The organism is Pseudomonas sp. P135 (assembly GCF_020312125.1).
GTDB classification, from domain to species: domain Bacteria; phylum Pseudomonadota; class Gammaproteobacteria; order Pseudomonadales; family Pseudomonadaceae; genus Aquipseudomonas; species Aquipseudomonas fragariae.
Map to the genome: position 1 here is coordinate 66220 of NZ_JAGPYR010000001.1, position 25919 is coordinate 92138.

General features: G+C 59.7%; 19 protein-coding genes. 11 read left to right on the forward strand and 8 right to left on the reverse strand.

Annotation, left to right across the window (positions count from 1 at the left end; all coding sequences use genetic code 11):
* Positions 1–336: 336 nt before the first annotated feature.
* On the reverse strand, positions 337–1494 hold the full coding sequence (locus KBY08_RS00200; protein ID WP_032657490.1) for an HlyD family secretion protein: 1158 nt from the start codon (positions 1492–1494) through the stop codon (positions 337–339).
* Positions 1491–3170, reverse strand: a complete 1680-nt coding sequence (locus tag KBY08_RS00205) for an MFS transporter (protein WP_111522415.1) — start codon at positions 3168–3170, stop codon at positions 1491–1493. Before KBY08_RS00205 ends, KBY08_RS00200 begins: the two co-directional genes overlap by 4 nt.
* 276 nt (positions 3171–3446) lie before the next feature.
* On the opposite strand from KBY08_RS00205, the gene KBY08_RS00210 reads away from it, so the two are divergent.
* Positions 3447–4544, forward strand: a complete 1098-nt coding sequence (locus tag KBY08_RS00210) for an enoyl-CoA hydratase/isomerase family protein (RefSeq protein WP_003404441.1) — start codon at positions 3447–3449, stop codon at positions 4542–4544.
* 3 nt (positions 4545–4547) lie between these two features.
* Positions 4548–5699, forward strand: coding sequence for an acyl-CoA dehydrogenase family protein (locus tag KBY08_RS00215; RefSeq protein WP_011267227.1), 1152 nt, complete (start codon positions 4548–4550; stop codon positions 5697–5699).
* Positions 5700–5742: 43 nt separating this feature from the next.
* On the opposite strand, the gene KBY08_RS00220 is transcribed toward KBY08_RS00215, so the two are convergent.
* Both KBY08_RS00220 and KBY08_RS00225 read right to left on the reverse strand, forming a co-directional pair.
* Positions 5743–10971: a dermonecrotic toxin domain-containing protein gene (locus KBY08_RS00220; protein WP_111522414.1), complete on the reverse strand. Its 5229-nt coding sequence runs from the start codon at positions 10969–10971 to the stop codon at positions 5743–5745.
* A 146-nt stretch (positions 10972–11117) separates the two neighbouring features.
* Complete coding sequence (locus KBY08_RS00225) at positions 11118–11687, reverse strand: NADPH-dependent FMN reductase (RefSeq protein ID WP_024650809.1); 570 nt, start codon at positions 11685–11687, stop codon at positions 11118–11120.
* Between the two features lie 210 nt (positions 11688–11897).
* Between KBY08_RS00225 and KBY08_RS00230 the strand changes: the two genes are divergently transcribed.
* A complete protein-coding gene (locus tag KBY08_RS00230; protein ID WP_003404447.1) occupies positions 11898–12113 on the forward strand; it encodes a hypothetical protein in 216 nt (71 codons plus the stop codon).
* Positions 12114–12158: 45 nt separating this feature from the next.
* Here KBY08_RS00230 and KBY08_RS00235 read toward each other — a convergent pair whose 3' ends face one another.
* The 4 genes from KBY08_RS00235 to KBY08_RS00250 all read right to left on the reverse strand — a co-directional run bounded on the left by KBY08_RS00235 (position 12159) and on the right by KBY08_RS00250 (position 14839).
* On the reverse strand, positions 12159–12713 hold the full coding sequence (locus tag KBY08_RS00235) for a GNAT family N-acetyltransferase (protein WP_058399096.1): 555 nt from the start codon (positions 12711–12713) through the stop codon (positions 12159–12161).
* 20 nt (positions 12714–12733) lie between these two features.
* Positions 12734–13513, reverse strand: coding sequence for a DNA polymerase III subunit epsilon (dnaQ, locus tag KBY08_RS00240; RefSeq protein ID WP_003368580.1), 780 nt, complete (start codon positions 13511–13513; stop codon positions 12734–12736).
* Positions 13514–13578: 65 nt separating this feature from the next.
* Positions 13579–14031 (reverse strand): ribonuclease HI, encoded by a 453-nt coding sequence (gene rnhA / locus KBY08_RS00245; RefSeq protein ID WP_003368579.1) that lies wholly within the window; start codon positions 14029–14031, stop codon positions 13579–13581.
* 46 nt (positions 14032–14077) lie between these two features.
* On the reverse strand, positions 14078–14839 hold the full coding sequence (locus KBY08_RS00250; protein WP_003404449.1) for a methyltransferase domain-containing protein: 762 nt from the start codon (positions 14837–14839) through the stop codon (positions 14078–14080).
* Positions 14840–14920: 81 nt separating this feature from the next.
* On the opposite strand from KBY08_RS00250, the gene gloB reads away from it, so the two are divergent.
* The 8 genes from gloB to fabI all read left to right on the forward strand — a co-directional run bounded on the left by gloB (position 14921) and on the right by fabI (position 25746).
* A complete protein-coding gene (gene gloB / locus KBY08_RS00255; protein WP_060409191.1) occupies positions 14921–15700 on the forward strand; it encodes a hydroxyacylglutathione hydrolase in 780 nt (259 codons plus the stop codon).
* 99 nt (positions 15701–15799) lie between these two features.
* A complete protein-coding gene (locus KBY08_RS00260; RefSeq protein ID WP_011267223.1) occupies positions 15800–17404 on the forward strand; it encodes a lytic transglycosylase domain-containing protein in 1605 nt (534 codons plus the stop codon).
* 137 nt (positions 17405–17541) lie between these two features.
* Complete coding sequence (locus KBY08_RS00265) at positions 17542–19371, forward strand: extracellular solute-binding protein (protein WP_003404454.1); 1830 nt, start codon at positions 17542–17544, stop codon at positions 19369–19371.
* Positions 19368–21224, forward strand: a complete 1857-nt coding sequence (locus KBY08_RS00270; protein ID WP_111522413.1) for an extracellular solute-binding protein — start codon at positions 19368–19370, stop codon at positions 21222–21224. The genes KBY08_RS00265 and KBY08_RS00270 overlap by 4 nt, the downstream gene beginning before the upstream one ends.
* Positions 21225–21226: 2 nt before the next feature.
* Positions 21227–22300, forward strand: coding sequence for a microcin C ABC transporter permease YejB (locus KBY08_RS00275; protein ID WP_002552742.1), 1074 nt, complete (start codon positions 21227–21229; stop codon positions 22298–22300).
* 1 nt (position 22301) lies between these two features.
* Positions 22302–23321, forward strand: a complete 1020-nt coding sequence (locus KBY08_RS00280; protein WP_003315267.1) for an ABC transporter permease — start codon at positions 22302–22304, stop codon at positions 23319–23321.
* Position 23322: 1 nt separating this feature from the next.
* Positions 23323–24933, forward strand: a complete 1611-nt coding sequence (locus KBY08_RS00285; protein ID WP_103753939.1) for an ABC transporter ATP-binding protein — start codon at positions 23323–23325, stop codon at positions 24931–24933.
* Positions 24934–24951: 18 nt separating this feature from the next.
* Positions 24952–25746 (forward strand): enoyl-ACP reductase FabI, encoded by a 795-nt coding sequence (fabI, locus tag KBY08_RS00290; protein ID WP_003368564.1) that lies wholly within the window; start codon positions 24952–24954, stop codon positions 25744–25746.
* Positions 25747–25919 lie beyond the last annotated feature (173 nt).

Genomic DNA, 25919 nt, shown 5'->3' on the forward strand with positions numbered 1-25919 from the left:
CCGGTTTCCGGCCCGACTTCGTCGGGTTCCTTCGCCCTGTCACTGATCCGGGGGTCGCCGCAACGGACCATCCATGGTCCGGTGCGGCTAGCCTGGCGTCCTGCCAGGCTACCCCCGGATCAGCGCCAGGACTCAGCCGTCACTAACGTCGCACTCTGCGTCGTCTGTGCCATCGCGGTTGAAAAGCACTGCGTTGGCAGCGTCTGCGAGTAAGGCATGACGTTGTTTCGCATCAGAGGTGGATGACGCAGAGCGTCATGAACTGCATGCCGACGCGGAGCGTCGGCACGATATTCAAAGTGAACAACGTTACAGCTGTCAGGCTCATCCAGAGGCTCAGCGCACCGCCGGATCAGGCGGCACATCGCCGTCCGCGCTGGTGTCGATGCTCACGACCACCGACATCCCTGGCCGCAAGTGCTCAAGCATGGGCTGATCGTAATCAACCACGATGCGTACCGGGATACGCTGGGAAATCTTCACGAAGTTGCCGGTGGCGTTGTCGGCGGGCAGCAGGCTGAATTCAGAGCCGGCAGCGGGCGAAATTCTTTGTACGTGGCCGTGCATCTCGTGGCCATCGAGCGCATCGACGGTAAAGCTCACCGGCTGGCCCAGGCGCACGTTGGCCATCTGGGTTTCTTTCATGTTCGCCACGATCCAGCGCTGCTCGGGCACCAACGCCATCAATTGCGCGCCCGAATTGACATAGGCCCCCAGACGCACGCCAATCTGCCCCAACTGCCCGTCCCGCGGGGCAACGATACGGGTGTTGTCCAGGTCTATGCGCGCCAGCTCGATCGCCGCCTGCGCATTGGCGACCGAGGCTTCCAGTGAGCCACGGTTGACGATGACGGTCTGCAGGTCCTCACGGGCGATCTGCAAGACTGCCCTGGCTTCGGCAACGGCGGCGTTTGCCTGTGCATCGGCGGCACGCGTGACATCCAGCTCGCTTTTCGAAACCGAACCGTCGGTCACCAGCGCCTGATTGCGCCGCAGATCGGCGGCGCTCTTGCGGCTCTGGGCGATGCTGTTCTGCAGTTCGGCCTGACGCTGGCCGATGGTGGCTTCGGCACTGCGCCGTTGTTGCAGATTATTGGCCAGCGAAGCCTTCTGCACAGCCAGTTGTGCAATGGCCTGATCCAGGCGCTGACGATAGATACGGTCATCCAGACGCACCAGCAAATCACCGGCCTTGACGAACTGGAAGTCCTGCACCGGCACCTCGTAGACATAGCCGCTCAGTTGCGGCCCGATCAGCGTGGTCTGGCCCTTGACCTGCGCGTTCTCGGTGCTCTCGATCGGGCTGGCAAACGGGGGCAGTTGCCAGGCGTACAGCACCACCAGCACCCCGGCCAGGGCGACGGCGCCGAAAATCACGGAAGACACGACACGCTTGCGGGTCGAGCGCGGCTTGCTGGTCACCGGGGACGTCAACGGTGCCGGTGGCGGCGAGTTGCGCGGAGCTTCGGTATCTGGGGTCTTGGATTCGGTCATGAAGATTTAACGCCGGAGTTGGATACGGAGGGCGAAGCAGCAGGTGCAACGGGTGCCAGCGCCAGAGGTTGAGTGGTCATTTTCAGCCACAGGACCCGGGCTGAAATCCAGATCATGGTCAGCACCGCAATCAGCGCGATCAGCATGAACACATCGTTGTAGGCCAGCACATTGGCCTCCCGGGTCGCGGCCGTGGCCATCGCGCGGATGCCCTGACTGTTGCGCAATGACGGGTCGGCGAGCACCGAGCTGTAACTGGCGCTGTAGCTCTGCAGTCGCGCCTGAACCAGCGGATCGATGAGGGTCAGGTGTTCAACGATGTAACTGGAATGAAATTTCTCGCGCACCACCTGAAAGGTGCCCAATGCAGCAGACCCGATCAGCCCGCCAATGTTCTGGGTGATCCCGAACAACACCGAAAAGCTGACCATGTTGCGCGGGTTCGCCAACACCCCGCTGATCCCCAGCACCAAGGTGGGCCCGAGGAAAAACGTGCCGCCGAACGCCAACAGAAACTGGCTGAGGTACATGTTCGATTGGCGGGTCAGGTTGGTGGAATGACTGTCCATCCAGGCCCCCACTGCCATCATCGCCAGAGAGATCAGCAAGGGTTTGATCAGATGCGCCGGGTTGATGGTCAGCGCACTGACCGCCAGACCCGAAACACTGCCGAGCAACATCACCAGATACAAGGTGTGCAGCTGCTGACTGCCCATGTTCAGCGCTTGAAGAAAACCGACAGCACCGACCGACTGTTCGGACAGCACCACGCGAAACAGGATAACCGCCAGGCCCAGACGCAGGATCGCCCCACTGCCCAGCCAGCGCGTGATCAGCAACGGATTGCTGCGGTTATGCTCGATAGCCAGTCCGGTGCAGATCAGCGCAATCGATGCCGCTGAGCCGATACCCAGCCACTGCGCTTCCAGCCACCACTCTATACGCCCCAGCGACAGCACCGCACAGAACAGCGCAAAGCCGCTGGCCAGCAGGCCGAAGGTCAGGAAATCGAGCTTCTCGAACGCCTTGAAGCGATCACCCGGCGGCAGTTTGAGCAGCAGCACGCAGCCCAGCGAGAGCAGCGCCATGCCCAGTTCGAACAGATACAGGCCACGCCATTGGGCAATCTGCAGCAAGTCTTCCGACACCAGCCGGGCCAGTGGCGTTGCCAACTGAGCGGTGCCAATCCCCAACACCAGCGCCTTGAGCCGCCACTTCTGCGGGAAAGCCTGAATCATGTAATACAGCCCGAGAGTGCTCAGCGCAGCGCCGACCATACCGTGTGCCGCACGTACAGCGATGGCCGAATCGATGTCGTTGACGAACAGATGCGCCAGCGTCACCAGCGCATACAGCACCAGAAACAGCTCGGTGAACGCGCGCAGGCCGAATTGCTGGCGGAACTTCACCAGCAGCAGATTCATCGACACGTTAGTCATGATGTAGGCCGCCGGCAGCCAGGCGATGTCCTGCGATGTCGCCCCCAGCGCGCCCTGCAAATACGGCAGGTTGGCGACTACCAGCGCATTACCGAGGCCGCCGGTCAGCGCGACGATAACCCCCACGACGGCAAACGCCCAACGCCGCGCAGTCGAATGCAGTGGCGTCGACGGCGAGCCGGGCATGGTCGGACGCTCGTGGGCGGCCCACTCGCGCGGGGCATACTTATCGCTCATAAACGACTGGCACGGGGACTTTCATGGGGTACACCTGAGGAATTCCCTTTTGTGACATTAATGACACTCATAATACTCATCCGCCAGGCAATGATTCGTATCGGTCAGTCCAATACCGCAACGCTCAGGCACTTGCGAAGGCGTTAAACAGTGGCTATCTGAAACTTCAGACTATGCTTAAACGCAGTTTTGCTTTGCACATTTGCGCTGCTACGATCTTCTGCGACGCTCGAATGCTCGAATAAGAAAAAAGCGCAACCGAACAAGGAGTTCAGAATGAGTTCACAGGTTTCATCCGCCCGCCCGGTTCGACCTTCCGCCAGCCGGGATTCGATCGTTATCGACGTGCGTAACCACATCGGACACTTGACCCTCAATCGTCCGGAAGGCCTGAACGCAATCGATCTGGACATGGTCCGCACACTTCGCCAGCAACTTGAGCGCTGGGCCGACGACCCCTCGGTTCATGCCGTGGTCCTGCGCGGCGCAGGCGGCAAGGCGTTCTGCGCCGGTGGCGATATCCGTTCGCTGTATGAAAGCCACCAGAGCGGTCAGGATCTGCACCACACGTTTTTTGCCGAAGAGTACGAGCTGGACCTGGCCATTCACCGCTACCGCAAGCCGGTACTGGCCCTGATGGATGGCCTGGTGCTGGGCGGCGGCATGGGGCTGGTCCAGGGAGCCGACCTGCGCGTGGTCACCGAACGCAGCCGCCTCGGCATGCCGGAGGTCGCCATCGGTTATTTCCCTGATGTCGGCGGCAGTTATTTTCTCTCGCGGCTGCCCGGCGAACTCGGGACCTGGCTGGGCGTGACCGGGTCGCAGATCGGTGCTGCCGACGCGTTGTACTGCGGCCTTGCCAACTGGTCCATGAACAGCGAACTGCTGCCGCGCCTCGACCACATGCTCGATCATCTGAAATGGAAGTCGACCCCGCTCAAGGACCTGCAGGGTGCGCTGGCCAAGCTGGCGACCCAGCGTCTGCCCTCCCCTCCGCTGGAATCCCTGCGCCACGCCATCGACCACTTTTTCGGGCTGCCGGATGTTCCCAGCATGCTTGAGCAACTGCAACAGGTGGTCATCGGCGACACCCGCGAGTGGGCGCTGGATACCGTAGCCCGAATGAAAGCTCACTCACCGCTGGGCATGGCGGTGACCCTGGAAATGCTGCGCCGTGGCCGTCATCTGTCGCTGCCGGCCTGCTTCGCCATGGAGTTGCACCTGGACCGCCAATGGTTCGAACGCGGTGACCTGATCGAGGGCATACGTGCGCTGATCATCGATAAAGACAAGAAGCCGCAATGGAAACACGCCAGCGCGCAGGACGTCAGTGCCGCGCAGGTGCAGAGTTTCTTCAGCGGTCTGGAGAATTGAGCCGTGCACGACCTTGAATTGAGTGAAGAGCAGGTAATGATTCGCGACATGGCGCGCGACTTTGCGCGTAATGAAATCGCGCCGTATGCCCAGGCCTGGGAAAAGGCCGGCTGGATCGATGACGCACTGGTTGCCAAGCTCGGCGAACTGGGCCTGCTGGGCATGGTGGTGCCGGAGCAATGGGGTGGCACCTACATCGATTACGTCGCCTACGCCCTGGCGGTTGAGGAAATCTCCGCTGCCGACGCGGCCACCGGCACATTGATGAGCGTTCACAGCTCGGTGGGCTGCGGGCCGGTTCTCAACTACGGCACCGACGAGCAGAAACATGCCTGGCTGGAAAAACTGGCCACGGGCCGGGCCATCGGCTGTTTCTGCCTGACCGAACCACATGCAGGCTCTGAAGCCCACAACCTGCGGACTCGTGCCGAGTTACAGGGCGATGAGTGGGTGATCAACGGCGCCAAGCAGTTCGTCAGCAACGGCAAGCGGGCACAACTGGCTATCGTGTTTGCGGTGACCGATCCGGCGCTTGGCAAAAAGGGCCTGTCAGCCTTTCTGGTGCCGACCGAAAACCCCGGTTTCGTGGTGGATCGCAGCGAACACAAGATGGGCATCCGCGCATCGGACACCTGCGCGGTCACCTTGAACAACTGCCGCATCCCGGCTGCCAACCTGCTGGGTGAGCGCGGCAAGGGCTTGTCGATCGCCCTCTCCAACCTGGAAGGCGGCCGCATCGGCATCGCCGCGCAGGCGCTGGGTATCGCCCGCGCCGCCTTCGAAGCTGCGCTGGCGTATGCGCGGGAACGTGTGCAGTTCGACAAACCGATCATCGAACATCAAAGCATTGCCAATCTGCTGGCCGACATGCACACCCGCATCAATGCCGCCCGCCTGCTGACCCTGCACGCCGCGCGGCTGCGCAGCGCCGGGCAAGCGTGCCTGTCGGAAGCCTCTCAGGCCAAGCTGTTCGCGTCGGAAATGGCCGAGTGGGTGTGCTCCAAGGCGATCCAGATTCATGGTGGCTATGGCTATCTGGAGGACTACCCGGTCGAGCGTTACTACCGGGACGCGCGCATCACCCAGATATACGAAGGCTCCAGCGAGATCCAGCGCCTGTTGATCGCCCGTGAATTGCGCCATTATCTGGTCTGACAGGCACGAATGCCCCGGTGACGTCGGTCGCCGGAGCATGCCCTCAGCGCCTCACAAAGCGCTCGCGCCCCAGCAATGTCACCAGCAACGCCACGGAATCCGCATTTTTGAGCATGACGTCGGTACGTTTGTGGACGTCCTGGTAAAACACATCACGCGCTTCTTCGAGGGTCTTCTTGCCGCAGATACGCAGAATCGTCTGCTTGCCGTTACCGTCCATTCGCCGCAAATCGCGCCACGTTTCTTCATCCAGTTGTTTGAACAGCTTGTCGCGGTCAGTCTGGTAGGACAGGGTTTTCTGCTGCTGGGTAATCAGTTCATTCCTGATGCGCAATCGATACGTCGGGGTATCCTCGATCAGGTCAACGAACGGGGCCTGAGAGTCGACATAGGCAATGTCGTCGGTCTTGAGCACCATATGCGATAACTCGTGAATCAGAATGGCAGCGCGATAATGCGGAGCATGCTTGAATTCACCTGAGCGAATGGCGCTGAGCTTGAAACGGTAAGTAGGTACACGAAAGAACTGTTCAGTCAGGAACACCCGCCTCAACGGATCCGCCTCGAAGATGAATGCGCTGGAGGCCTCATTGCCCATCCGGTTGATACCCACCACATAACGCTGAGAGTCGATGGGCGACATCGAAGGGTTCATCAATTCCTGATAAATATCGGTAATTGTCTTTTTAGTGACGTCGTACAATCGGTCGTCCGGATTCTTCTGACCAAAGAAATCGGCGATGATTTTTTCCGTGCGTGGTTCGACTGCTTTGGCGGATACGGGTATCGCCAGGTTGGCCAGGCTGTTTTCCAGATAGTACTGCGCCTGCTTGTGCGCGTCCTCGATGGCCAGGGCCATTTCCCGGTATGAGTGGCGGATCTCGGACATCCCCCGGGCGTTTACAACCATTATGTCGTCAACCAGGTCGTCGACAAGGCTGCCCTCCATACGCGTCAGCGCGCCCCCTCCGCCCCTCAGCCCGCCCTGGATATCAAGCTTCCATTGCTGGTCCGCATCAAGACTGACCGGGGGCCCTACCATGGTTCCCGAGACGATGAACCAGCCGTTAGCATCAGACTTCAATTCGTAGATCTTGCCACCAATGGCTGCATACTCTCTATTTGGGAGCGGATCGTGGTAGGTACTCAACAACTCATCTCTTTGCAGCGTGTTCAAGGCAACATCATGCACTTCGAATTGGCGCAGCCGCTCTCGTATCTGCTGGGTCAGTGAGCTGTTGCTCCAGGAAAACTCGGGCACATCGGCGTCGTCATCCAGCTGTACAAGCGGGTCAGACAGGACAGCTTCCTCCGCTGTCATGTTGACCTCGTCAACCGCCCGTGACGGGAATGCCGAGGGCGCCTGTCCAGAAGAAATCATCACACTCAGAGCAGCCATGAACTCCGAAAAAGCCTTGCCCCAGCTCTGATCCCCGGCCGAGATGACCGACATATTCAGCAGCGTCTGCCCCTGGATAATGCCGATCAACGCACCCACCCTCCCCGGCATGAGCGCCATGACTTGCTCGGCGCCCAGCGTGAACAGGTAGCGGGACGTAGCACGGTGCTGTTCGGCATTGGTAACGCTGTGCTGTTGCACCTGTAATTTCAGGATATCGAGGGCGCCCCTGAACATCAGCAGCAGACAGTTTCCCTCATACGGGTCGATTTGCAGGGTGACCGGTGCAGGTGTTTCAAAAGGAAAATCAAACGAAGACTCTGCACTGAAAGGCAGGTGCGGCTCCATAAAGCCACCGTTGTCGTAGAGCTTGCGCACATCGGGATCAACACGATCCAGAATGTATTGTTGAAGAAACGCAGAGGTGTGTATGTCATGCAACAGCGCGGCCCGATCCGGGTATTCCTTGAAAACGAAATCTTCATGCAGCGGCGCGTAAAGCACCCACGGTCCCGGCTGGTTGTCCATCGGCCCCATCAGATACGTATTCAGTACGACAGTCGGCTCCCAGCCCTCTTTGGCAGGGAGCAATTGCAAGGGGCTCAGCACCACTTTGCAGCCGTTGACAGGAAGTCGCGCGAGGGCATCAGGCATGCTCAGCACATTTTCAATCACTTGGTAGGCTTGCTCGCTGAGCTCATTTTTAAGCCGGAGCGCAAACGCTTGCAGAATATCGAGAGAGGGGACCTGTTCGACGAACAGCCTGCGTCGCTCCGGATAATCCGCAGCCGTCACGGCCAGCCGCGAGTCCAGCAGGCTCCGGTAACCTGCGGCAATGTCCAGCGACTTCACCAGCTCACGCACATAAGCCGGCGTCAGCGACGCGTTCAGCGGCTGATCATCTCGTGAGGAGAGAAGAATGACGCCGTCCTGCCTGGACAGGAAACGGTTGATGGCAAACTCCGCCAGGTTTTCACTGACTGCGTCCGTGGCCGCCGGTATCGATTGAGGCGTCTGCCCCGGCGCGACTGGAGCGGGAACAAAATGCTCCAGGGTAACCCGGATGTTTTCAGGATCCGGACGAGGCTCGGTGAAATCGGTCTGGAACCTGAGCCTCAGTTGTTCACAGGAGTATTCGTAGAGGCTGGGAATATCAAATAGAAAGTCCTTCTTTCCAGCACAGGTCACATAGAAACGCCGTAGGGCATCAATCAGCATAACCTGATCGGCCCTGGACGCTTCGCGGACCCATGAGGGCACGATGGCTTTGTAGATGATGAACTGAATGGCGACCCCCAGATGGCTGAGATTCTGGCGATTTCGGTCATCCCGCTCCCCTGCCCCCAACAGGTTGACAAACAGTTCTGACGGCACCCGCCAGGTCACGGCCTGCTGATAAAGTTCTGCCATCGTGCGCCGCTGACGCTCTATCTCGTCGTGTTGCAAGGCCTCGATGAAATGCCCTTCGATGCGCTGCAATACGACCTTGAGGGTGAGAGCACCCTTCCGGGCACGATAGTCGAGCAACGTCTGCCGGTCAGGCTCGGCAAGAACGCCGGGCAAGTGCGATCCCAGTTCTTTGCCGGTAAACCGCTCAGCAACATACTGTTCCAGTACCTGCAGGGTTTCGAAACATATGAGCCCCTTGTTCACTATCCACAGAGCGGGCTTGTTGCCGGGCAACCTGTTATTGATCACGAATGCATTGGGCACTTTGATCGCGGCTGATTGCGGGTCGTACTCGACCGAGACGGTAAAAGCATCGACACGCGCCTCGCCCAGCGCAGCCCTGAGCGCTGGTAACGGTCTGTCCAGTACTTGCTGGACGTTCGCGATGACCGAATCAGGAAGCGTAGCGATGCGTTTTTCAACCAGCAGTTCCAGACGCAGCGAGTACTCCCGAATCAGACCGCACATCACGTCGGGCCGTAATCGGGTATCCAGATGACGTATCGAGCGTGAATAGAATTCGCTTATCTGCTCGTTGAAGCGGCGAGGGAAATCCACCTGGACGCAGGACAGAATCTGCTCGATCAATGCCAAGGGCAAACGCTGCACCGGTTGATCCATAACCGGCTTCAGCAGCCCGGCTAGAACCACGCCGCCTGACAGCGGTGCCGGTGCATAACCGCAAACGCGGTCAAGCGCCAACGAAAGCAGGCGCACGGGCGGCGCATCGATGGCATCCGGTAACACCCAGAGCATCCATGCATCAAGATGCGGGCCGCCAATCACTGCCAGATAGCGGTTCAGCGCAAGACGCATGCAGCTGTCCACGCCCGTATGCAGGGCATCAACGCGCTCAAGCATCCAGTCGAGCTTTTTCAGTTTGCTGACCCAGTTATAGGACGGCTCGGGAATGAGGCTCGGCTGCACACTGGTGGTCTGCACAGAGGCACCCCAGGCCTGATCAAAGGTCAGACGTTCCGAGCGCCAGCGTCCTGAGTCGTGCAGATTCAGCAATCGGCCGTCCAGCAGCCCCCGAATATCCAGCGCATCATCAACCCGGACGGGAATTTTTGCCGCATCGATCGCCGGCAACGCCAGCGCGTAACGCAGATTGCGCTTTTGCAGGGCGATGAGCGACCCGACGAAATCACTGAAAAACTCTGTGGCGAGCGTATCCTGACGCACCTCCACGGGTCCTTGCATCCGAATGGAAACATGATCGTCCAGCGAAGAATAAAACAGCATTCCGTTACGTGAAGGGTCGCTCAGGACGTGCTCGATGGCGTTGGCCGAATCGCTGAAGCGCAGCAAACCCGATAACGAGGAATAAAGGTATACACCCGCCAGTTCGTCCGCCGGGAACTCGATCAGGGCCACACCGACCAGCTTGACCGGCTCCTGCCCCGCCACAGACACCGACAACCGTCGGACCCTGATCGATTGTGCATCGATCGCTTCAGGGGATGAAGGCAACAGGGTGAGCAAATGGCGATACTCCGCGTCCGTCATCGCGCCATGTGCCCGGCTCGACAGCAGGTGCTGACGAAAGCACTCTGCCAAGGCGCGAGTGGCGAAGTCCTTCACGGTCCGGCCGTCGGGCCTTAGGGACGTCCAGTAGTCAACCAGCAATTGCTCGTAGGCAGCGCTGACTGCGGAAACCGAGTCAGACAATGCTTGCTCGAAGAGCGTTGACTGGGCCTGGGACAGGATATCCCCCCTGGCATCCAGAAACTGCCGCGTCAGACCTGTCGGAATCAACTCGCCGATGAAGACCTGCACAGCGGCATCGATCAGGTATTGGGTGCCCACGACCGATGGCAGTCCCGGATCGGCAGCAGGGGACATTTCCAGGATCTGCACGATCTGAGTGAAGACGTCGATGCCGTCTCCCAACCCACGCGCCAACAGAACCGCCTGCAAAGCCTTGCCACAGGCTGAATACAGATCAGGCAAGTCCTGTAACAGTGTCCACAGGTCTTCCAGGTACCGGGCTTGCTGGCGTATCACCGCGAGACTGCGCGCTTCGAACAACGCATCTTCGACACGATCGGCTTCGACAATCGACATGTCGCTGACCTCGGCCAACCGCTGCTGCAATCCGGCGAGTAGCAAACTACGGCTCGCAAATCGCTCGATCCCGAACGCCAATGTACTCAGAAAAACAGGAGCGTCAGCGTTATCGGGATCACTGATGAACAATGCTCCGGCCAGCTCGGCATTGCCTGCGGAGCCGTCTTCAATTGTCAGCCTGTCGACTCTCGGGAAGGTCGTGCCGGAATCTGCTGAAGTGTCTGTAGCGACCAGTGACCTTAGCCACCGTCCTTCGTCGCTGGTAATTCGAGCCTCATCCGTTGCGTACTGGATGTCCTGTGTAAATCTGCTCCGCAGAGCCTCACTGAAGAAATACGGCAGTGCTGCTGGCATGTACTGTTTCCCTTGGATAACTCCTCGTAGCGCATTGCGCGTGAGCGCATGGCAGAGGAAAAAAGGAAACAGCTTATTGAGGTAGCGCGAAGCGCCTGCGTTAGATAAAGCAATTTATCCGCAGACGCGCTTCGTCAGCGTCAGCGTCAGTTGGCGGAGACTTTGCCGTTCTTTTCGACCCAGGCGGCAAAGGCATCGATGAACTTCTGCAGGAAAGGCCTGGTTTTATCGGACAATGCGCCGGACTCGTCGAAAAAGCTCCCGGCACCGCCCAGGTAGGCTTCGGGCTGCTGGAGACACAGCACGTCCAGAAATACCAGCGACTGGCGCAGGTGATGGTTGGCACCAAAGCCACCGACAGCACCCGGCGAGGCACTGATCACTGCGCCCGGCTTGCCGCTGAAGGCACTTTTGCCATAGGGACGCGAGCCCACATCAATGGCGTTCTTCAGGGCACCGGGCACCGAGCGGTTGTATTCCGGGGTGACAAACAGCACGCCGTCGGCAGCACCCAGCTGCTCGCGAAAGGTGGTGTATGCAGGCGGCGGTGAATCGCCGTCGATGTCCTCGTTGTACAACGGCAAGTCACCGATCTCGACGAGATTCAGTTTCAGACTGGCAGGTGCCAGTTCTGCCAGAGCAAGAGCGATCTTGCGGTTGATGGAGTCTTTTCGCAGACTGCCGACCAATACGGCAATGGTATGAACCTGGCTCATGAAAATATCCGTCATCTGATTCAAGGGAAGGTTAGGTATAGAACAGAAGCCCGGTTTAGACGACCTTTGCGCCGGTCAATTCCCTACGCGCTGGAACAGCAGGGATTATTTTTTCCCCCAAAGGCAAACTCACCTATAGATCAGTGGTCTACTAGCCTCGATGGATTCGTAAACCAGCAGTTATATTCAGTTTCAGAGGTTACAGAGCAAATGGCTTCAGTTCTCGTCGGACAATTTCATGCCAGGGACGCCGAAGGTCGCGTTTATCCGGTTCATGAGTTCCAGGAATCGCAGCCGGATGAGGCGCAGAGCGGGCAACCGGTGATCACCTACAGGCTGGCAATCGGCGACCGGGTCAAGCATCTGGGTGGTGAGGACTTCGAGCTGGTGCAATCGGGCATAAAAATTACCCGCACCCCCACGTAATACCGGCAGCATTCCCGCTTTGGCTGCACGGCCAGCGGGAAGCTGTTAATCCGAAAAGATCAGATACCAGAAAATCGCCGTTTCACGAGTGCTCGGATCGATGCCGCGATAGCGCATGTGATCCACCCCGCCGACCACGTACCCGCAACTCTCGTACAGCCTGCAGGCTCCCAGATTATTGTTCTGGGTTTCCAGAACGATGCCCGGCAGATCGCGCTTGCGAGTCCAGAATTGTGCGGCGTCGAGCAATGAACGTGCGACGCCATGACGGCGCGCCGACTCGTCTACCGCCAGTTCATCGATGTAGGCGAAGCCGCTCCAGTGAGTGCTCATCACGATATGGCCGACGGGGTGGTCATCCAGCCAGGCAACCATCACCGAACTGGTGGCGGCGTCACGATGATCGGCGAACTCCTGAGAGTCGATGCCGTAATTCTTGCTGTGCGGCTCGACCAACTCGACCGGCCATGAATCCACGGGCTCGCCGATGCGCGGTTGGGCGTAGCCAAGCACTGTAAACGTGAATTCGCTATTGAGGATGTAGTCCTCGAAGCATTCGTCTGCAACCCGAATGCTCAAAGCAGGATGTGCCACGTTCAGTCCACCTTTGCCGCTTGCTGTCAGGAAGATGCCTGCGCTCCGGCTTCCAGCATCTGTACCCAGAGCGGAGGAGCACCGCAAGCCTTGGCGATGGTGCTCATACGCACTTCGTGCTCGGCCAGTTCACTTTCAGAAGCGCGAATGATGCGGCAAGGCTTGCGATCGGCCGGCAGGCGGCGAATTTCGCTGCCACGGTTGCCGGAGCCTTCGCCCGAACCATTGCCATCGGAAGCATTGCCGGCCAGCGACAGGCTGGTCTGCCCGCCGGTCATCGCCAGGTAGACGTCAGCCAGAATCTCGGAGTCGAGCAATGCGCCGTGCAACTCACGGCCCGAGTTGTCGACGCCATAGCGCTTGCACAGTGCATCCAGGCTGTTGCGCTGACCCGGGTGGCGCTCTCGCGCCATCATCAGGGTATCGAGAATCGAACAGTGCTGGGTGATATCAGCCCTGTCCTGCGAACCCATCAAGGCAAATTCGTTGTTGATGAAGCCAACGTCGAACGCTGCGTTGTGAATGATCAGCTGCGCGCCCTTGATGAACTCGAAGAATTCATCGGCGACTTCGGCAAACCGCGGCTTGCCGACCAGAAATTCGTTGGTGATACCGTGAACACCGATCGCGCCTTCGTCACTTTCGCGATCGGGTTGCAGGTAAACGTGAAAATGCCGCCCGGTCAGGCGGCGACCGATCAACTCGACACAACCGATCTCGATGATGCGGTGACCATCCGTCACCGGCATACCGGTGGTTTCGGTATCGAGGACGATCGATCTGTTATCCAGGTTTTGCAATGCCATTGACTGTTGCCTCATGTACAGGCCGCGATTCTAGCACGCAGCGGCCGTTGCGAGCCCGTGCGCGTCTAGCCGTGCCGGATGCCGCGCACTTCGTCGACGCCACGGTTGGCGAGCTGGTCGGCACGCTCGTTGCCAGGGTGGCCGATGTGCCCACGCACCCACTGCCATTTCACCGTGTGGCGACTGACCTGTTCATCCAGAAGCTGCCACAGGTCGGCATTTTTGACCGGCTCCTTGGCAGCGGTTTTCCAGCCGCGCTTCTTCCAGTTGACCATCCACTCGGTAATGCCTTTCATCACGTACTGAGAGTCGGTCACCAGCGTCACTTCGCAGGGGCGCTTGAGTTCTTCAAGCCCGCGAATCGCACCGGTCAGTTCCATCCGGTTGTTGGTGGTATTGGCTTCGCCACCCCACAACTCTTTTTCGACGCCCTTGCACACCAGCAGGGCTCCCCACCCGCCCGGGCCAGGATTACCCTTGCAGGCACCGTCGGTGAAGAGTTCAACGCTATCGCTCATTACGACCTTTCCAGAATGATGGGCTTCATTTGCGGCATGGCATTGCTCAAGCCTGATCCTGAGTATTGCGGCTGACCTTGGCCATCGGCATGGGAATCAGCTTGCCGATCGGGTCACGGCGCACTTGGCGCAAAGGCCTGAGGCCTACCACCAGTTTGCGCGCCACCAGTACATAGAAGCCGCCACCGGGGCTCTGACGTCCCTCGCCAAGGCGTTCAAGCCCTGCAAGACGCGACTGCCATGCTGCTGAAGCAAGGGGCGGACGATAGCATCCGAAGCGTCGTTTCTCCAGCGCGAAGCCCAGCAGATTCAGCCAGTCAGCGACCCGCGAGGATGAAATGCAGCGTGCCTTGCGCAGCGCATCCCGGGCGAATACATGGCGTATGCCCCAGGTGCTCCAGGGGTTGATACCGATAATCAGCAAGTGCCCGCCCGGTCGCACGCTGCTGGCCGCTTCGCGCAGCAGGCCGTGGGGCGACAGGCAGAAATCCAGGCCGTGTTGCAGTACCACGACATCGGCCGCGTGCTCACTCAATGGCCACGCCTGTTCTTCACAGACGATCTCGACACCCGGCAATGGCGCACCAAGGCGTACATTGCGCTGCACCTGGGGAGCCACCGGAGGGCTTTGCGCCGACGGGCCGTAATGCACCAGATAGCCACCGAAATACCGCCCCAGTTCCTCGTCGAGAATGCGCCGCTCCTCTTCGAGCAGAAGCTGCCCGAGCGGCCCGGAAAGCCATTCGCGGGCAGCGCGGATCAATGCAAGCCACTCAGGATCAGCCTGAGCGAACGCTTCATCGGTCATGAGTTCTCCTCCAGAGGTGCTCGCATACAGCGGCAACAGACTCTAAGATGCACCATTGTCCGCCGCTATGCGAACTGCGCCATGATACAGATCCACGCCCTTCCTGCTTTCAATGACAACTACATATGGTTGTTACAAGACCTTTCGAGCCAGCAGTGCGCTGTCGTCGATCCGGGCGACGCAAAGCCGGTGCTGGGCTGGCTGGCGCAGAATCCCGACTACCGGCTGACCGATATCCTGATCACGCACCACCACAATGATCATGTGGGCGGTGTTGCGGAACTCAAGCAGTCGACCGCGGCGCGGGTGCTGGGCCCAGCGGCCGAGACCATACCGGCGCGCGATATCGCGCTGGTCGACAATGACCGGCTGACCGTGCTGGGCCTGGAATTTGTGGTGCATGCGGTTCCAGGCCACACGCTGGGGCATATCGCGTTTTATCATGAGGACGCCACGACGCCCCTGCTGTTCAGCGGCGACACGCTGTTTGCCGCCGGCTGTGGACGGCTGTTCGAGGGCACGCCACAACAGATGCACGATTCTCTCGGCCGCCTGGCCGAACTGCCGGACAGCACACTGATCTACTGCGCTCACGAATACACGCTGAGCAACCTGCGCTTTGCCCAGGCCGTCGAGCCCGCCAATGTCGATATTGCCGAACGCCTGGCCGAAGTGACGCGCTGGCGCAGCGAAAATCGCATCAGTCTTCCGTCGAATATGGCACTGGAAAAACGCACCAACCCCTTCCTGCGTACCGGGGAAACATCCGTTAAAGAAAAAGCGGACGAACGGAGCGGCGCGCAAAACACCTCGCAGAGTGCGGTCTTTGCAAGCCTGAGGGCATGGAAAGATAAGTTCTGACCCGACCCTAAAACCGCAATAAAATTCTGAAAGGTTGACCGACGGCAGGCCGCTTCCTAGAATCGCCCGACATTTTCGTCTGGATGTACCCCCCGAACAATGTCGTCATCTACCAGCAAGCCTTCACATTCGGACGCATTGACTCGGTTGGCTCAGGCCATGGCCGTCACCGCGAGTGCCCTTCTGGCCGGTTGCCAGAGCACCGCCAGCGTCGACCCGGCCAGTAATCATCGCGCGCCTAACCTGGCCGCCGGAATCAAGCAAAAACCGATTTTTCTGTCACACAAGCCTGCCACCCCTCTCGCACCTCCACAGGATGTCTGGGAGCGCATGCGTCAGGGCTTTCAACTGCAACAAGGCAACGATCAGAACCCCCGCATCGATCAACAGCGCCTGTGGTTCGCCAACAACCCTTCCTTTCTGGAAAACGCTGGCGAGCGCGGCAGCCTGTACATGCACTACATCGTCGAGCGCCTTGAAGAACGCAACATGCCGCTGGAACTGGCCCTGCTTCCGGTTATCGAAAGCGCCTACAACCCGATGGCCGTTTCACGCAGCCAGGCGGTCGGCCTCTGGCAGTTCATCCCGTCGACCGGGCGTTACTTCAACCTGCGCCAGACCAGCTTTTATGACGGACGTCGCGACATCCAGGCCTCGACTGTTGCGGCACTGGATTACCTGACCCGCCTGCACGACATGTTCAACGGTGACTGGCTGCTGGCCCTGGCTGCCTACAATGCCGGCGAAGGCACGGTGAGCCGCGCCATCGAGCGCAATGACAAGCTCAACCTGCCGACCGACTACTGGAACCTGCCGCTGCCGCAGGAAACCCGCGATTACGTGCCCAAGCTGCTGGCCCTGTCCCAGGTTGTATTGTCGCCGGAAGCTTATGGCGTCAATCTGAACCCGATCGCCAACCAGCCCTATTTCGAAGTCGTCGAGCTGAACAAGCGTGTCGACCTGTCCAAAGTGGCCAGCGCCGCCGACATCGACGAAGACGAACTTATCCAGCTCAACCCCGCCTACAAGAAGCGCCTGACCGTCGATGGCCCCCAGCACCTGCTGGTGCCCACCTCCAAGGCGCAACTGCTGACGGCCAGCCTGCTGACCATGAAACAGGAAGAACTCGTCGCCTGGCAGCCTTACCGGGTGCGCAAGGGCGACACTCTGGAAAGCCTGGCCAGTCGTTATCAGGTCACGGTCAGCTCGCTCAAGGGCAATAACAAGCTGTCCGGCAATCGCCTGAAGGTCGGTCAGTCGCTGAGCATACCGGTCAAGCCGGGCATGCAGAATTCACAGCCTGTGTTCGAAGCGCTGGCCAGCAACGACAAGCCGTCACGTACCCGCAGCTACAAAGTGCGCAGCGGTGACAACCTGACCAACATCGCGCAAGCCAACAAGGTTGACGTCGAAGACCTGCAACGCTGGAACAAGCTGACCGGCAAGAAGCTCAAGGTCGGCCAGACGCTGGTTATGCAGGACACCAGCAAACCTGCCGGTAAAGCCGCCAGCAAGGCGGTCGCCAGCACCAGCGCCAAGGATGGCGAAAAGAAATCCATGCAGTACAAGATCCAGAAAGGCGACTCGATGTACCTGGTCGCCAAGCGCTTCAACGTCGAGATGCAACATCTCAAGCGCTGGAATCCACGTAGCGGGCAGGCCCTCAAACCCGGCCAGACCCTGACCGTTTACCTGCCACATTGATGAGCTCGGCCACTTGCCCTTCGATAACCTTGGGGCGGGTGGCCGATGCAGCACCGGCGACGCCATCACCTGCAGTCTTTTTCCAGCTGGAACAAGCTGTTACTGTTAGCGACCCGAAAGCCCAAGCCGCCTGGATCGTGATACGTCCCTTCCTGCTAACCCTCAGCCTGGCCTTGAGCTTCTGCGCCAACGCAGCCATCACTGAAAGTCATGGTTACGCGCAGTTTGGTGTTCTCAAGTACCCGGCCAGCTTCACTCATTTCGACTGGGTCAATCCCGAGGCGCCGAAAGGTGGCACCCTGAGAATGATGGCCTTCGGCACGTTCGACACGCTCAACCCCTACACATTCAAGGGCATCAGCCCGGTCTCGACCGGCAACTTCCTGCAATATGGCGTCAACGAGCTGAATGAACCGCTGATGGTCGGCACGGGCCAGTACGACCCGTCCGGCGATGAACCGACCTCCAGTTACGGGCTGATCGCCCAGTCCGTGGAATACAGCGAGGACCGCAGCTGGGTGGTGTTCAACCTGCGCCCACAGGCGCGCTTCCATGACGGCAAGCCCATCACCGCCTACGACGTGGCGTTTTCCTACCGGACACTGCTCAAGGACGGTCACCCTCAATACCGCACCGCCCTGCAGGAAGTGCAGCGCGTCGACATCCTCAATCGTCATCGCATCCGCTTTGTCTTCAAGCGCTCCGGCAACCCGTTGCTGATCCTGCGCCTGGGCGAACTGCCGGTGTTGCCGCAGCATTACTGGAAAGACAGGGATTTCAAGGCGACCACCTTCGAGCCGCCGCTTGGCAGTGGTCCCTACCGCATCACCCGCGTGCAGCCGGGTCGGCAACTGGTGTTCGAGCGGGTCAAGGATTACTGGGGCAAGGACTTGCCGGTCAACCGCGGCAAATACAATTTCGACCGGGTCGAGGTCGAGTTCTACCGCGACAGCGACGTGGCGTTCGAAGCGTTCAAGGCGGGTGAATTCGACATCTACATCGAGCATCAGGCCAAGAACTGGGCCAATGGCTATGACTTCCCTGCAGTCGCCAACGGTCAGGTGATCAAGGCGCAGATTCCGCACCGCATACCGACCCAGACCCAGGGCCTGTTCATGAACACGCGGCGCGCCGCCTTCGCCGACATCCGCGTGCGCGAAGCCCTGGGGCTGCTGTTCAATTTCGAATGGACCAACCGCACGCTGTTCAGCGACGCCTATGACCGCTCGACCAGTTACTACCCCAACAGCGAATTTTCCGCGACGGGCCTGCCGACCGGGGCTGAATGGCTGCTCCTGGCGCCCTACCGTGATCAGTTGCCTGCCAGCCTGTTCACCCAGCCGTTCGCCCCGTCGAAAACCGATGGCGGCGGGATCCCGCGCGAGACCTTGCGCAAGGCCCTGAAGCTGCTTGCCGAGGCAGGCTGGACGCTCTCGGACAAGGGTTTGCTCAATGCCGACAAGCAACCGTTGCGCTTCGAGATTCTGCTGGTCAACCCCAACCTTGAACGCATTCTGCAACCCTACATCGAAGACCTGCGCCGCCTGGGAATCAATGCAGGACTGCGTACCGTCGACCGCGCCCAATACAAGCAACGCCTGGACCGTTTCGATTTCGACATGATTCTGATGACCCTGCAACAGACCCTGAGCCCCGGTCTGGAGCAGTGGCAATACTTCCATTCCAGTCAGGCCGCGATCAACGGCAGCAAGAACTACGCGGGTATCGCCAACCCCGTGGTCGATGCCCTGCTGAACAAACTGCTGGCCGCGCAGACCCGCGACGATCAGGTCGCCGCGGCGCGGGCGCTGGACCGCGTACTGCTGTCTCAGCACTACAGCATTCCCAACTGGTATCTGAACAATCATCGGCTTGCCTATCGCAACCGATTCGCCATGGTCACTACCCCGCCCTATACCCTGGGGCTGCGTGCGTGGTGGCTCAAGACTCTGGAGAAGCCCCGATGAACCCTCTGCACTCCCTGCGCTCGCAGGCAGCCGGCCTGCTGCTGGCCAGCCTCGCCTGCACGGTACAGGCTGCGCCTCAGCATGGCGTGACGCTGTACGACGAAGCGCCGAAATACCCGGCTGATTTCAAGCATTTCGACTACGTGAACCCGGATGCCCCCAAGGGCGGCACGCTGCGCCAGGCAGGCTTCGGCGGTTTCGACAGTCTCAACCCGTTCATCAACAAGGGCGTACCGGCAGACGACATTGGTCTGATCTACGACACCCTGGCCCGCGCTAGCCTGGACGAACCCTTCAGTGAATACGGGCTGGTTGCCGGCAAAATCGAGAAAGCGCCGGACAACAGCTGGGTGCGCTTCTACCTGCGGCCTGAAGCACGCTTCCATGACGGCCACCCGATCCGCGCCGAAGATGTGGAATTCAGCTTCAAGACCCTGATGGAACACGGCTCGCCCATGTACAAGGGCTACTACGCCGACGTCGATCAGGTCGTCGTCGAAGACCCGCTGCGGGTGCTGTTCAAATTCAAGCACAAGGGCAGCCGCGAAATGCCGCTGATTCTTGGCCAGTTGCCCGTGCTGCCCAAGCACTTCTGGGCCGACCGCGACTTCAGCAAAAGCAACCTGGACTTCCCGCTGGGCAGCGGGCCGTACAAGGTGGTCGATGTAAAAGCCGGGCGCTCGGTGAGTTATGAGCGGGTCAAGGATTACTGGGCAAAGGATTTGCCGATCAACAAGGGTTTCTACAACTTCGATGTACTGACCACCGACTACTACCGCGACAACACAGTAGCGCTGGAGGCCGGCAAGGCCGGGCAGTTCGACTACTGGATAGAGACCAGCGCCAAGAACTGGGCGACCGCCTACAACACCCCGGCAGTTCGCGATGGCAGGCTGGTCAAGGAAGAGCTGCCCAACGGTAACCCGACCGGTATGCAGGGGTTCGTTTTCAACTTGCGCAAACCGGTATTCCAGGACGCGCGGGTGCGCGAAGCGCTGACCTTGCTGCTGGATTTCGAGTGGACCAACAAACAGCTTTTCAACGGTGCCTACAGCCGTACCAAAAGTTATTTCGACAACTCGGAAATGGCCTCAAGCGGCCTGCCCTCTGCCGAGGAACTGAAAATCCTCGAACCGCTGCGCGGCAAGATTCCGGATCGGGTATTCACCGAGGCTTTTCAGTTACCGGTTAACGACGGCAGCGGCATGATTCGCCCACAACAACGTCGGGCATTCCAGCTGTTGCAGGAAGCGGGCTGGAAGATCGTCGACGACAAGATGGTCGACGCGCAGGGCAACCCGGTAAAACTGGAGTTTCTGATCGCCCAGACCGAGTTCGAGCGCATTCTGCTGCCTTACAAGCGCAACCTGAGTGACCTGGGTATTGAACTGGTGATCCGCCGGGCCGACGTGTCGCAATACATCAACCGCCTGCGCTCGCGGGACTACGACATGATCGTCACGGGCTATCCGCAGTCCAGCTCGCCCGGTAACGAACAGCGCGTGTACTTCGACTCCTCCAGCGCCGACAACCCGGGCAGCCGCAACTTCATGGGCCTCAAGGACCCTGCGGTGGACTCTCTCGTCAACGGCCTGATCAACGCCGACTCACGGCAAAGCCTGATCACCCATACCAAGGCGCTGGACCGCGTGCTGCTGTGGGGCTTTTACGTCGTCCCGAACTGGCACATCAAGACCTGGCGGGTGGCTTACTGGAATCACCTCGACCATCCCAAGGCCGAAGCGCTTTCCGATATCGGCCTGATGACCTGGTGGGCCAAGCCGGATGTCAAACCGGTGACCGCGACCCCGTCAGCCCCTGATCAGGCCAAGCCTGCGAACGCGGAGCAATAAACATGCTGGCTTATATTCTGCGACGGCTGCTGCTGATCATCCCTACCCTGCTGGGCATCCTGATCATCAACTTCGTCATCATTCAGGCCGCCCCCGGTGGCCCGGTCGAACAGATGATCGCCAAGATCGAAGGCTTCGATGGCGCCACCAGCCGGATTGCCGGAGGCGGCGCCGAAGTATCGGTGGCAGGCTCCAACTACCGCGGCGCGCAAGGCCTGGACCCGGCACTGATCAAGGAAATCGAACGCATGTACGGTTTCGACAAGTCGGCGCCGGAACGTCTGTGGATCATGATCAAGAACTACGCCACGCTGGATTTCGGCGACAGCTTCTTTCGTGATGCCAAGGTCATCGACCTGATTGTCGAGAAGATGCCGGTGTCCATTTCCCTCGGGTTGTGGAGCACCCTGATCATGTACCTGGTGTCGATCCCGCTGGGGATTGCCAAGGCCACCCGCCACGGCAGCCAGTTCGACGTATGGACCAGTTCGGCGATCATTGTCGGCTATGCCATCCCGGCGTTCCTGTTCGCCATTCTGCTGATCGTGGTGTTTGCCGGGGGCAGTTACTTCAACTGGTTCCCGCTGCGTGGGCTGACCTCCAACAACTACGACGAACTGAGCACGCTGGGCAAGGTATTCGATTACTTCTGGCATCTGGTATTGCCGGTCACCGCGCTGGTGATCGGCAACTTTGCCACCATGACGCTGCTGACCAAGAACAGCTTTCTCGACGAAATCAGCAAGCAATACGTGACCACGGCCAAAGCCAAGGGTCTGAGCAACCACAAGGTGCTCTACGGCCATGTGTTTCGCAACGCCATGCTGCTGGTCATCGCTGGCTTCCCGTCGGCGTTCATCGGCATCTTCTTCACCGGCTCGCTGCTGGTGGAAGTGATCTTTTCGCTGGACGGCCTGGGCCTGATGAGCTTTGAAGCCGCGATCAACCGCGACTATCCGGTGGTGTTCGGCACGCTGTTCATCTTCACCCTGCTGGGGCTGGTGGTGAAGCTGATCGGCGATATCACCTACACCCTCGTAGACCCGCGCATCGACTTCGAAAGCAGGAAGCATTGATATGAAGCTGTCTCCTCTCAATCGCCGTCGCTTCGAACGCTTCAAGGCCAACAGGCGTGGCTGGTGGTCATTGTGGCTGTTCCTGATTCTGTTCGGTCTGAGCCTGGGCGCCGAACTGATCGCCAACGACAAACCACTGGCCGTGCGTTATGACGGCAGCTGGTACTTCCCGGTATTCGAGCGTTACCCGGAAACCACCTTCGGTGGCGAATTCCCGCTGGAGGCCAACTACAAGAGCCCGTACATCAAGGAACTGCTCGCCGCGAAGGATGGCTGGACCCTGTGGGCGCCCATCCCGTTCAGCTACCAGAGCATCAACTACGACCTGAAAGTCCCTGCACCGGCGCCACCCTCCCGGGAAAACCTGCTGGGTACCGATGACCAGGGCCGTGACGTGCTGGCACGGGTGATCTACGGTTTCAGGATTTCGGTACTGTTCGCCCTGACCCTGACCATCCTCAGCTCGATCATCGGCGTCATCGCCGGTGCCTTGCAGGGCTTCTATGGCGGCTGGGTCGACCTGCTGGGCCAGCGCTTCCTCGAGGTCTGGTCGGGCCTGCCGGTACTGTATCTGCTGATCATCCTCGCCAGCTTCGTACAACCCAACTTCTGGTGGTTGCTGGGCATCATGCTGCTGTTTTCCTGGATGAGCCTGGTGGACGTGGTACGCGCCGAGTTCCTGCGTGGCCGCAATCTGGAATACGTAAGGGCCGCGCGGGCGCTGGGCATGGAGAACGGCGCGATCATGTTCCGCCATATCCTGCCCAACGCCATGGTGTCGACCATGACCTTCCTGCCGTTCATTCTCACCGGGGCCATCGGCACCCTGACGGCGCTGGACTTTCTGGGCTTCGGCCTGCCCGCCGGCTCACCGTCACTGGGCGAGCTGGTAGCGCAGGGCAAATCCAACCTGCAGGCACCCTGGCTGGGCATCAGCGCCTTCGCTGTGCTGGCCATCATGCTGAGCCTGCTGGTGTTCATCGGCGAATCCGCCCGCGATGCTTTCGACCCAAGGAAATAAGATGAACAATGACAATCTGATCGAAATCCGCGATCTGGCGGTCGAGTTCGTGACGGGCGACTCGCGGCAACGCGTGGTCGAGAACATCAGCTTCGATATTCGCCGCGGTGAAACGCTTGCGCTGGTCGGCGAAAGCGGTTCGGGCAAATCAGTCACCGCGCACTCGATCCTGCGCCTGCTGCCCTACCCTATCGCCGGCCACCCGAGCGGCACCATCCGCTATGCCGGTGAAGACCTGCTGAAGGTCGAAGAGAAAAAACTGCGTTCGATCCGTGGCAACCGCATCGCCATGATCTTCCAGGAACCGATGACCTCGCTCAATCCGCTGCATTCGGTGGAAAAACAGATCAACGAGGTACTGGGCCTGCACAAGGGCCTGACCGGCAAGGCGGCCACCGAGCGCACGCTGGAGCTGCTTGAACTGGTTGGCATCCCTGAGCCACACAAGCGCCTCAAAGCGCTGCCACACGAGCTGTCAGGTGGCCAGCGTCAGCGCGTGATGATCGCCATGGCCCTGGCCAACGAACCCGAGCTGCTGATTGCCGATGAACCGACCACCGCGCTGGATGTGACGGTACAGTTGAAGATCCTCGAATTGCTCAAGCAGTTGCAGGCTCGCCTGGGTATGGCACTGCTGCTTATCAGCCACGATCTGAACGTCGTAAGGCAAATAGCCAATCGAGTATGTGTCATGCAGCGCGGTTGCATCGTCGAACAGGCATCGTGCGAAGAATTGTTCCGTTCGCCGCAACACCCTTACACCAAAGTGTTGCTCAGCGCCGAGCCCAGCGGCGGTCCTTCGACCAACCCCGCAGGTGCTCCGCTGCTTGAAATCGAGGACCTGAAAGTCTGGTTCCCGATCAAAAAAGGCCTGCTCAAGCGCACGGTCGACCACGTCAAGGCGGTGGACGGCATACGTTTCAGCCTGCCGGAAGGGCAAACACTGGGTATTGTGGGTGAAAGCGGGTCGGGCAAATCGACGCTGGGCCTGGCGATTCTTCGACTGATCGGCAGTCAGGGCACCATACGGTTCAAGGGCAACGCGCTAGAATCCCTGTCGCAACAGCAGATCCGTCCGCTGCGCAGGCAGATGCAAGTGGTTTTCCAGGACCCGTTTGGCAGTTTGAGCCCGCGCATGTCAGTGGCTGAAATCGTTGGCGAAGGCTTGCGAATCCACGGCATGGGTACGCCCGCCGAACAGCAGACGGCGATCATCGAAGCACTCAGGGAGGTTGGTCTGGACCCGGATACCCGGCACCGCTACCCTCACGAGTTCTCCGGTGGCCAACGCCAGCGGATCGCCATTGCACGTGCGCTGGTCTTGAAGCCGGCGCTGATTTTGCTGGACGAGCCGACCTCGGCCCTCGACCGGACCGTACAGCGTCAGGTCGTCGAGCTGCTTCGCTCACTGCAAACCAAGTACAACCTGACGTATTTGTTCATCAGCCATGACCTGGCTGTCGTCAAAGCGCTGAGCCACCAGTTGATGGTGGTCAAGCAAGGCCAAGTGGTCGAACAGGGTGCAGCGCAGGATATCTTCGCCGCACCGCAACATCCTTATACACAGCAGCTGCTGGAGGCCGCCTTCTTGGCGCCGGTAGCTGTCGATTAACCTGAAGAGGAACAACACATGGGTTTTCTCGCCGGTAAGCGCGTCCTGATCGTCGGTGTCGCCAGTAAACTGTCCATCGCATCCGGTATTGCCGCCGCCATGCATCGTGAAGGCGCAGAGCTTGCCTTCACCTACCAGAACGACAAACTCAAGGGTCGTGTCGAAGAGTTCGCCGCAGGCTGGGGCTCGGGCCCTGAGCTGTGCTTCCCTTGCGACGTGGCCAGCGACGAAGAGATCAACAAGGTCTTCGAAGAGCTGAGCAAGAAGTGGGACGGCCTGGACGTGATCGTTCACTCGGTGGGCTTCGCGCCTGGCGACCAGCTCGATGGCGACTTCACCGAAGCCACCACGCGCGAAGGTTTCCGCATCGCTCATGACATCAGCGCCTACAGCTTCGTGGCCCTGGCCAAGGCCGGTCGCGAGATGATGAAAGGCCGTAACGGCAGCCTGCTGACCCTGTCGTACCTGGGCGCAGAGCGCACCATGCCCAACTACAACGTCATGGGCATGGCCAAGGCCAGCCTGGAAGCCGGCGTTCGTTACCTGGCCGGCAGCCTCGGCCCGGAAGGTACTCGCGTCAATGCTGTATCGGCCGGCCCGATCCGCACTCTGGCCGCGTCAGGCATCAAGAACTTCCGCAAGATGCTGGCTGCCAACGAAGCGCAGACCCCTCTGCGCCGCAACGTCACCATCGACGAAGTCGGCAACGCCGGCGCGTTCCTGTGCTCCGACCTGGCGTCGGGCATCAGCGGTGAAATCATGTACGTCGACGGCGGCTTCAACACCACCGCGATGGGCAGCATGGACGAGTAATACGGTAAACGCCGCTCCTCGCGAGCGGCACTTTCCCGGACTTAAAAAGAAGGCCGCTCAATGAGCGGCCTTTTTGTTGTCCTGAATTATCCGACTGCTTCGCCTTGCCCTTTCACGCTTTGGCAAAAATGGATGAAACTCCACATCAGCTATGAAAATGCCCTTTCGCTGAT